At 64.3% G+C, this 6105-nt stretch carries 5 protein-coding genes; 4 read left to right on the top strand and 1 reads right to left on the bottom strand.

Annotated features, from left to right (window positions below; all coding sequences use genetic code 11):
• Window positions 1-35: 35 nt before the first annotated feature.
• Window positions 36-974, bottom strand: coding sequence for a LysR family transcriptional regulator (locus tag ACK1U9_RS16740; RefSeq protein WP_085602217.1), 939 nt, complete (start codon window positions 972-974; stop codon window positions 36-38).
• A gap of 118 nt (window positions 975-1092) precedes the next feature.
• On the opposite strand from ACK1U9_RS16740, the gene ACK1U9_RS16735 reads away from it, so the two are divergent.
• The 4 genes from ACK1U9_RS16735 to ACK1U9_RS16720 all read left to right on the top strand — a co-directional run.
• Complete coding sequence (locus tag ACK1U9_RS16735) at window positions 1093-1842, top strand: 3-oxoacyl-ACP reductase family protein (RefSeq protein WP_449110042.1); 750 nt, start codon at window positions 1093-1095, stop codon at window positions 1840-1842.
• Window positions 1843-2002: 160 nt separating this feature from the next.
• Complete coding sequence (locus ACK1U9_RS16730; RefSeq protein ID WP_196173490.1) at window positions 2003-3190, top strand: MFS transporter; 1188 nt, start codon at window positions 2003-2005, stop codon at window positions 3188-3190.
• A 220-nt stretch (window positions 3191-3410) separates the two neighbouring features.
• Window positions 3411-3791, top strand: a complete 381-nt coding sequence (locus ACK1U9_RS16725) for a hypothetical protein (RefSeq protein ID WP_046615492.1) — start codon at window positions 3411-3413, stop codon at window positions 3789-3791.
• A 202-nt stretch (window positions 3792-3993) separates the two neighbouring features.
• A partial coding sequence (locus tag ACK1U9_RS16720) for a TonB-dependent siderophore receptor (RefSeq protein WP_449110041.1) occupies window positions 3994-6105 on the top strand: 2112 nt, incomplete at its 3' end.

Here is a 6105-nt window from a genome sequence, read left to right as displayed (position 1 = left end):
GGGCCGGCGATAGGGCCGGTTCAGGCAATACACTTCTAAAGGGTTTGCAAGGCATCGAACCGTCGCGCCAACCCCTGCTCTTCGAACTGTTCCACCACAAAATCGACAAACGCCCGGGTCTTGCCCGGCAACAGTTTGTGCTCGGCGAAATACAGGCTGATATGCCCATCGTCCACATACCAGTCCGGCAGCACCCGCTGCAGCCGCCCGCCCTCCAGGTACGGCACGGCAAAGGGCAAGCTCACCAGGGCAATCCCTAGGCCCTGCTCGGCCACCGCGCAAGCCGCATCCGAATCGCTCATGGTCATCGTCTGGCGCAACTGCAATGGCTGCTGCACCTGCCGACGGCTGGTCAGCGGCCATGATCGCACCCGCCCGGTCTGCGGCGAGCGAATCAGGATACCGTCATGCCGTTGCAATACCTGCGGGTCGTCAATCGGCGCATACCGGCCCAAATATGCCGGCGATGCCACCAGCACCCTGTGCGCCGGGGTCAGCTTGCGCGCCACCACCCCTGGTGGCAAATCGAAGCCTCCACCAATCGCCGCATCGAAGCCCTGGCCAATCAGGTCGACCTGGCGGTTGTCGAAATGCCAGTCCGGGGTAATGGCCGGGTAGCGACGCAAGAACTCGCCCAGCAATGGCAACACATACAAGCGCCCGAACACCGTGCCCATGCTCACCCGCAACAACCCGGCCGGCTGGCCTTCGCTGCTGGCCAGGTTGGCCACGGCGTACTGGATGGTGCGGAAGCTGTCACTGACCTCGCCCAAAAATCGCTGCCCTGCCTCCGTCAGGGTCAGCTTGCGGGTACTACGCTGGAACAACCGCACCCCCAGGCGCGCTTCCAGCTGGGCAACATGCTTGCCCACGGCAGCCGGGGTAATGCTTAGGCGCCTGGCGGCTTCGGCAAAGCTGCCCACTTCGGCACTGCGGATGAAGCACTCCAACGCGTTGAACGATTCCATGGCCATGATTGGCAACCAAAGGTTTACTCTGCTGATAGTGATTGCCATCTTATCAGCAGGTAATCAAGCGCCGATACTGCGCCCATCCAAGGCATTCCGGCCTGGCTTCCAGCAGGAGATCAGCATGTCCAAGCAACACACTCTCGAAGGCAAAGTAGCCCTGGTACAGGGCGGCTCCCGCGGCATTGGCGCAGCCATCGTGCGACGCCTGGCCCGTGAAGGTGCACAGGTGGCCTTCACCTATGTCAGTTCCGCCGGCCCGGCGCAGGCGCTGGCTCAGGAAATTACCGGAAACGGCGGCAAGGCCCTGGCCCTGCGGGCCGACAGCGCCGACGCAGCGGCCGTGCAACTGGCCGTGGATGACACCGTGAAGGCCTTCGGCCGGTTGGATATCCTGGTCAACAACGCCGGTGTGCTGGCGGTAGCGCCGGTGACCGAATTCGACCTGGCCGACTTCGACCACATGCTGGCGGTGAACGTGCGCAGCGTATTTGTCGCCAGCCAGGCTGCGGCACGCTACATGGGTGAAGGCGGGCGCATCATCAACATTGGCAGCACCAATGCCGAGCGCATGCCGTTTGCCGGTGGCGCCCCCTATGCCATGAGCAAATCCGCGCTGGTCGGCCTGACCCGCGGCATGGCACGTGACCTGGGGCCGAAAGGCATTACCGTGAACAACGTGCAGCCAGGGCCGGTGGACACCGACATGAACCCGGCCAGCGGCGAGTTCGCTGACAGCCTGATCCCGCTGATGGCGATCGGGCGCTATGGCGAGGCGGATGAGATTGCCAGCTTCGTGGCCTACCTGGCGGGGCCTGAGGCAGGGTATGTCACAGGGGCCAGCCTGACGGTCGATGGCGGGTTTGCTGCCTGATTGAAGGGTTGCCTGTTCCGGCCTCTTCGCGGGCGCGCCCGCTCCCACAGGTACCCCGCTGCCTTCAAACTCTGTGATTATCCTGTGGGAGCGGGCAAGCCCGCGAAGGGGCCGGCACAGGTTGACCCCGCTCCTACCTCCCGTCTGCCACGAGAACCCCATGAATACCCCCACGCTCAGCCGCGCCCTGATCCTGCTGATGGCCACCGCCACCGGCCTGGCCGTGGCCAGCAACTACTACGCGCAACCACTGCTGCACAGCATCGCCCAGCAGTTCGGCCTGAGCACCGCCAGTGCCGGCAGCATCGTCATTGCCGCGCAACTGAGCTATGGCGCCGGCCTGTTGCTGCTGGCGCCGCTGGGCGACCTGTTCGAGCAGCGCCGGCTGATCACCGTGATGACCGCCATTTCCACCCTGGGCCTGGTCATCAGTGCCTGCGCACCGAGCCTGCCCTGGCTGATCCTTGGTACGGCGCTGACCGGGCTGTTCTCGGTGGTAGCGCAGATCCTCGTGCCCATGGCCGCGACCCTCAGTGAGCCACACCAGCGCGGGCGCGCGGTCGGCACCTTGATGAGCGGATTGCTGCTGGGCATCCTGCTGGCGCGTACCGCCGCCGGGTTCATGGCCGAACTGGGTGGATGGCGCAGTATCTACGTGCTGGCCGCGGTGCTGATGGCCATCACCGCCGTGGCGCTGTACCGCAGCCTGCCGCAACACCACAGCCATGCCGGCCTGAAATACCCGGCGCTGATCGGCTCGGTATTCCGCCTGTTCCTCGAAGAACCGGTGCTGCGCCTGCGTTCGCTGCTCGGCCTGCTGGCATTCAGCCTGTTCGCCCTGTTCTGGACGCCACTGGCGTTCCTGCTGGCGAAAGGCCCGTATCACTATTCGGACGCGGTGATAGGCCTGTTCGGCCTGGCCGGTGCAGCGGGTGCACTGTCGGCCAACTGGGCGGGTCGCCTGGCCGACCGTGGCAAGGGTTCGCTGGGCACCACCGTGGGCCTGGTGGTATTGCTGCTGTCATGGGTGCCGCTGGGCTTCGCCGAGCAGTCGTTGCTGGCCTTGCTGCTGGGCGTGCTGATGCTCGACCTGGCAGTACAACTGGTGCACGTGAGCAACCAGAATGCGGTGATTGCCCTGCGGCCCGAGGCGCGCACGCGGCTGAATGCCGGGTATATCACCTGCTACTTCATTGGCGGGGCATTAGGGTCGTTGCTGGGCACGCAGTTGTTCCAGCGCCAGGGCTGGATGGGGATCGTGGTGGCGGGGTTGGTGATTGGCGGGCTGGCGTTGCTGGCGTGGGGGTTGGCCGAGCGCAAGCGCAGGAACGCTTTGCAAGCGGCCTGAAAAATTTTTGTTGGATTCTTCGCGGGCACGCCCGCTCCCACAGGTTTGTCACTGGCATGAAGCATGTGATGTACCTGTGGGAGCGGGCATGCCCGCGAAGAGGCCATTAGCCATGGCGACAATGCACCGCACGACCCTCTGTCGCATGGCCGTTGACTTGGCTGCCCGGGCAGCGCTCAGTAGGCGCTGGTCAATGCCCTTTTCCTGACAGGACGACGTTATGACAAGACTCACGGTGCAATCCGGCGATTTCTTGCAAGGCGAAGGCGAGTATCGCAACGGATCGCTCACACTCAAGACCCCGCGCAGCCCCTCCCCGGGCGAGCGGATTTCCCTGGCACGCATCAGCGACCTGCGGCTGGCCAGCCTGGAATCCAGCCGTAGCCTGGGCAGTGCCCTGGGTTGGGGCGTGGCCGGGGCCCTGGTGGCCGGGCCGGTGGGGTTGCTGGCTGGGCTGTGGCTGGGTGGCAAGGAAGAGGAAGCCACCTTCCTGGCCACTTTCAAGGACGGGCGCAAGCTCATGGCAATTACCGATGGCAAGACCTGGTCGAAGATCGATGACAACTGGCGGCAGCACAGGCGGCCGGCCCGCAGAGGCTGACAGGTTATCGCTGGGCCCGGATCGTTTTATGTTGAAGGCGGCTGTAAGATGCCGCCTTTTTCATGGCCTGTGCCGGCCCCTTCGCGGGTGAACCCGCTCCCACAGGGATATCACTGCACCTGAGGATAGTGATTTTCTTGTGGGAGCGGGTTTATCCACGAAGGGGCCCGCTAAGGTGTCGCGCATCCAGGAGCCCCACCGCATGCCCCCGCGTCATCCCTGCCTGCCCCTGAGCCTGCTCAGTCTGGGCCTGGCCCTGCATTGCCCCCATGTGCTTGCCGAAGACAGCGTGCTATTGGCCCCGCTGCAGGTGTCCGATACCTACACCAACGACGGCTATCAGGTACGCCAGGCAGCAGTAGGCGGCTTCCAGCCCGCGCCCCTGCTCGACACCCCGGCCTCGATCAGTGTGTTCAGCCAGCAACTGCTGGAAGACCGCCAGGTGCGCCAGCTCAGCGAAGTGCTGCAAAGCGACGCCTCGGTGGGCGAAAGCTACGCCCCCATCGGCTACTACGAAAACTTCAACGTGCGCGGCTTCGAGCTGAATGCCGCCAGCAGCTACCGCATCAATGGCCAGACCATCACCGGCGAGCAGAACGTGGCTCTGGAGAACAAGCAGCAGGTGGAGGTGCTCAAGGGTCTGTCCGGGCTGCAGAGCGGCGTGTCGGAGCCGGGAGGCCTGGTCAACTACGTGACCAAGCGCGCCGAAGACGTGCGCAGCGTCACGGTGTCGACCAACGAACAAGGCGAGCGCTACCTGGCCACCGACCTGGGCGGCTGGTTCGGCAGCGAGCGGCAGTTCGGCCTGCGGGCCAACCTGGCCCATGAAGACATCCGCTCCTACGTCGACCACGCCGATGGCAAGCGCGACTTCGCCTCGCTGGCCTTCGACTGGCAGATCAACCCGGATGCCACCCTGCAGCTGGATGCCGAATACCAGCACCGCGAACAGCGCTCGGTGCCGGGTTACCAACTGCTCGGTGGCAGCGAAGTACCCCATGGCATCGACCCCGACGACCGCCTGGCCTACCAGCACTGGGCCAAGCCGGTGCAGAATGACTCGCTGAACCTGGGTGGGCGCTTCGAGTATCGTTTCAACGAAGCCTGGACCGGGACCTTGAGCGCCTCGCGCAGCAAGGTGGTGATAGATGACTACAGCTCGTTTGCCTGGGGCTCGAGCGAAGGCGCGTTCTTCGGCAGAAACGGCGACTACGACATCTACGACTTCCGCAGCCCCGACGACACCCGCCGTACCGACGAGGCGCAGGCCGTGCTCAACGGGCGTTTCGATGCGCTGGGCGTAGGGCATGAGCTGAGCGTGGGCACCAGTGCACAGCGGCGCACGCTGGACCAGCGCCCCAGCTATATGGAATGGGTAGGTACAGGCAACATCCACACCGGTGCGCCAGGCTTTGACCCATCCGACAAACCCATCGGGTCTAGCGAACGACGCCTGGACAGCCGCCAGTACGGGCTGTTCGTGAGCGACCGCATCAGCTTCAACGAGCAATGGCAGACACTGCTGGGTGCCCGCGAAGTACGCCTGGACGAGAAAACCTGGAATGAGGACGGCGTTGCCGGCCGCCATACCCGACAGTACAAGTTGCTGCCCAACGCTGCGCTTATCTACAAGCCGCAGCCGGATACCACGGTATATGCCAGCTACTCCAAAGGCCTGTCGGCAGGCGGTACCGCACCGTGGTTCGCCGAGAACAGATTCGAAATCCTCGTTCCGACGACATCGCACCAACTGGAACTGGGCCTCAAGCATGACTGGCAAGGCCTGAGCTTCAGCGCCGCACTGTTCCAGATACGCCAGGCATACCAATACGCGCGCCCGGACGGCGCCGGCACTTTTACCTATGTGCAACAAGGTCAGCAAAAGAACACCGGCCTGGAGCTGGGCGCCAGCGGCTGGGTGACCTCGAACCTGCAGGTGCAGGCCAGCGCTGCGGCGATTCGGGCGCGGGTGCAGAACAGCGACACCGATGCCTATGAAGGCCACCAGGCAATCAACGTGCCCAGGTTCCGGGCGGCGCTGCAGGCGGAATACACCCTGCCGGTACCGGGCTTGGCACTGCTGGGCGGGGCGCGCTACAGCGCCAGCAAGTATGCGAGCCAGGCGGGGAATGTAGAAGTTGGTGGGTATACGGTGTTCGATGTGGGTAGCCGCTACCGCACGCGCATTGGTGGGTATGACACGGTGCTGCGGCTGACTGTGGATAACGTGTTCGACAAGCGTTATTGGCGCGATGTGGGGGATTACCTGGGGGATAACTACCTGTTCCAGGGGGCGCCGCGGACGGCTCGGCTT

The organism is Pseudomonas sp. XP1 (assembly GCF_053557675.1).
The sequence above is the reverse complement of the archived record's forward strand: the minus strand, read 5'-3'. Positions and strand labels throughout refer to the sequence as shown.

Bases quoted from the DNA above. Each gene is read 5' to 3' on its own strand.
- ACK1U9_RS16725 (WP_046615492.1), top strand. From the start codon at position 3,411: ATGACAAGACTCACGGTGCAATCCGGCGATTTCTTGCAAGGCGAAGGC.
- ACK1U9_RS16740 (WP_085602217.1), bottom strand. From the start codon at position 974: ATGGCCATGGAATCGTTCAACGCGTTGGAGTGCTTCATCCGCAGTGCC.
- ACK1U9_RS16735 (WP_449110042.1), top strand. From the start codon at position 1,093: ATGTCCAAGCAACACACTCTCGAAGGCAAAGTAGCCCTGGTACAGGGC.
- ACK1U9_RS16730 (WP_196173490.1), top strand. From the start codon at position 2,003: ATGAATACCCCCACGCTCAGCCGCGCCCTGATCCTGCTGATGGCCACC.